The 3261-nt window shown below is 41.6% G+C and carries 4 protein-coding genes and 1 pseudogene; all 5 read right to left on the reverse strand.

What is annotated here, in order from left to right; all coding sequences use genetic code 11:
- Nucleotides 1-413: transposase (locus RRG12_RS42100; RefSeq protein WP_420763224.1), on the reverse strand; the 413-nt coding region annotated here is incomplete at its 3' end.
- Between the two features lie 86 nt (nucleotides 414-499).
- Nucleotides 500-676, reverse strand: a pseudogene (locus RRG12_RS42105) (VapC toxin family PIN domain ribonuclease); the annotation flags it as partial.
- Nucleotides 673-921, reverse strand: a complete 249-nt coding sequence (locus RRG12_RS42110; protein WP_420760820.1) for a FitA-like ribbon-helix-helix domain-containing protein — start codon at nucleotides 919-921, stop codon at nucleotides 673-675. The pseudogene RRG12_RS42105 and the gene RRG12_RS42110, both read right to left, overlap by 4 nt.
- A gap of 22 nt (nucleotides 922-943) precedes the next feature.
- Entirely contained in the window at nucleotides 944-2326 is a 1383-nt protein-coding gene (locus tag RRG12_RS42115) for a 1-acyl-sn-glycerol-3-phosphate acyltransferase (protein ID WP_420760819.1), read from the reverse strand.
- A 186-nt stretch (nucleotides 2327-2512) separates the two neighbouring features.
- Entirely contained in the window at nucleotides 2513-3082 is a 570-nt protein-coding gene (locus tag RRG12_RS42120) for a Uma2 family endonuclease (RefSeq protein WP_069070433.1), read from the reverse strand.
- Nucleotides 3083-3261: the final 179 nt, after the last annotated feature.

The raw sequence follows: 3261 nt of genomic DNA on the forward strand, positions 1-3261 counted from the left end.
AAATCTACACTCAGATGTCGTTTCCGACCGTGTATTTTTTTGCCTGCATCATAACCTACCTCTTGGGATATCATGGTTGCTGTTTCCACCGATTGACTATCGACTGCTGCTTCTGACGGGCTAGGTTCACGTCCTGCTGCCACGCGAGTCCATTGGTATAATTTGTCGTGAATTTTTAACCAAGTTCCATCTTGGCTCCATCTCCAAAAATAACCATAAACAGTAGACCATGCAGGAAAATCCCCTGGTAATCCTCTCCAAGTACATCCTTCACAAAGTACGTAGAGAATAGCATTGACAACGGTGTATATAGCTATCCTACGAGGCCGACCCCCTGCTTTCGGTAAGGGAAACTCTTTTTCAATCAATTCCCACTGTTCCCAACTCAGGTTACTACGATATGCTTTAGTCATTTGCTCACAAGGTGCTGATGCTTATAATTTCAGCTTAAGCCTTGTGAGCTTTCTTACAATTGCCCCCCACTTTTAAAACATCCTCTAAGTTCATCTCGCCGTTTTCCCGCAGGGAGTAAGGCGATACCGTAGAGAATTTCTGCTTGAGTGATTGTTGTGGTAAACAGACTCATTAACGATTGTTGAGCAGCTCAACTACGAACTATTTCAGATTTTTTAGGCTTCATTAATTCTGATAAAACGTTTGTATCAAGAATAATCATTCTTCAAATGTTGATACGGTGCGAATAGGTTCTCTAGGAATTTCCGGTAATTCAAAGTTCTCCAAATTCGCAAAACGTTCCTCAAGTATATTAGCTAAGTTTAAGGAATGTTCCTGATTTTCTGTTAGAGCCATACGAATAATTTCTCTGGCTTCTTCTTCAAGGGAACGACCATGTTTTTCGGCTCGTTTTTGTAGACGATACTTGATGTCATCATCAAGGTTAGATATAGTAATATTGTTCACAATTAACTCCTAATCTTATTTTTCAAATCAATCCTTCCAGCGCGTGTTGCAAATCGTTTGTCACATCAGCAACAGCTTGTCTAGCACCTAACCGATTTTCCTTATAAGCTGGGTAACGCTCAGAAATTGATATGGGTTCACCCACAGTTATTTTAACTTTTTGCTTACCCAATTGCGGACGCTGTGCAGATTTATTTCCTTTGATTTTAGCAATCATTTGCCATAAAATTAAAGTTGTTTCAGCAAACCTTTCTACCGTTGGATTTTCACGAATATAATTACCAGAAACAGCCACGAAACTTTCTACTAAACGCATGTGCCACATCCGGGCATTGGCTTCTTCTGCAACGCGATCGCCTAAAGCTCTTTCAACCGCAGATATTCCTTTTACATCCTTAAATTCTTCTCTAAATATATAATTCCAACCTGCTTGTTCTACTCGCCGGCAACGATCGCTCAAACTACCTTTTGACTGCAAATTAAAATACTGTTCTGAGATTAACAACGCTGCATTCAACAACGCTTGTAGACGAACTGCTAACGCTTCGTTTCTATCGGGAATTTGCCCGTTGACAATCTTCGCATCTGGCAATTTTTGATGATAAAACCGCGTGTAAAATTCTTCCATTAGCAAAAGTAAATGTTCTGCCAAAGCCAACAACCGGGGATAAAGCGACTCTATAGAAGCATTTTCTGCTGAATTTACAGGTAAACCACTAGCCGCTTCCAATTCACTTAAAAGATTCGCGATCGCATCCCAAGGAGCATCAACGTAACTATATTTAATCCCAACTGGTACAATTAGAACCTGTTCGGGGCGTTCAGCTTTGTGCAAATCTTCAGCACACCAAAAGCCCAATTGGGCAATACCAGGTTCCAGGGGGCTAATATTCTCCGATAAACCATTGGTTGCACCCTCTGGCGCAGCAGCCATCGGAAATTTCCCATTAGCAAATAAGTCACGCGCCGAACGTAACCCCGTCCAGTCAGCTTTACCCCGCTGAATTGGAGTCCCACCTAAATGAGAAGCAATCCAGCCAACGTGGGAACCTGCCCAGAGAGGAATGCCGCGATCGTAGATAAAATGAGCGTGAATGGGATGTTGTAGTGTTGTACCTTGCGATCGCGCTACCTTTGGTACAAGTTGAGATAACAAGTAAGCCAAACAAAACGGATCGTCTGTTTTCGGATGGCGAAATGCCAGCATAAAACGGATCTTACCCTCCTGAAATTGCCGATAGAGATCCACCAGTACCTCTACGTTGTCTGCTTCAATTTGGGTAATAGATGTTTGCCAGTTTATCCAACTGGGTAGCAACAGATGGACGAATCGTAGAAATAAGGGGTTAAACGCCGGAGGAATAAATTCTAAGGGTGCTTGTGCTTGATAAATTACATCTGCCAAGGTAGTTTCTCCTAAAGATGCCGTGATTTCTTTTAAGCTATCTTAGCTGCTGTAAGATACCCTGACGATTGAAATTGCAGTCACATACGACAAAAAATGAAGCGTACCTACGCAGACTTATAGAGTATTTTTTACTGCGATGTAAAGTATGGGCAGATAATGGAGATTTAGCAGCACTTGCAAATCTTAATAACACGATAGACTCAAGCTAAATCCTGGTAATACATTTTCACCCGATAATTGTGTCGGCAGATTTCGCACTTCCGCATCTTGGTTTTGGCGATAAATTTCCACTTGCTGCTGTTGGGGATTTATCAACCACGCCAATTGCACCCCTGCACCTATATATTCGTGCATTTTAGAACGCAACATTTCCAAATCATCTGTTGCTGACCTTAATTCAATGACAAAATCGGGTGCAATGGGGGGAAATTTCCGTCTTTGTTCAGGTGTAAGTGCTTGCCAACGTTCTCGTTGAATCCAAGCGGCATCTGGGGAACGGTCAGCACCATTAGGTAATTTGAATATAGTAGAAGAACTGAAAGTATAACCCAGGCTAGTTTGCCGATTCCAGATTCCCAGATCGATAATTAAATCTGCTTCTCGATTGCCGCTTTCACCTCCAACGGGGGACATGATGATTAATTCTCCCTTGGCAGTGCGTTCAAATTTCAATTCGCGGTTATTTTGACATAAGTGATAAAATTGTTCGTCACTAAAGTGAACGGTGTCTAGTTTTAATGTCAAAGGACTCATAACCTAGACCTAAATTAGTTGGAAAGATTATATCACATTACAGTTCAGTTTGAGACAAAAATCTCTTGTAGAGACGGCGATTTAACGCTCCACGAATACCCAAACCTGTTTTTAGAAGACTTTAAATCAACCGCATTGGTTTATCACGACATTCAAGATACACGAATTGGAGTACACGT

It is taken from the genome of Nostoc sp. CALU 546 (assembly GCF_048836525.1).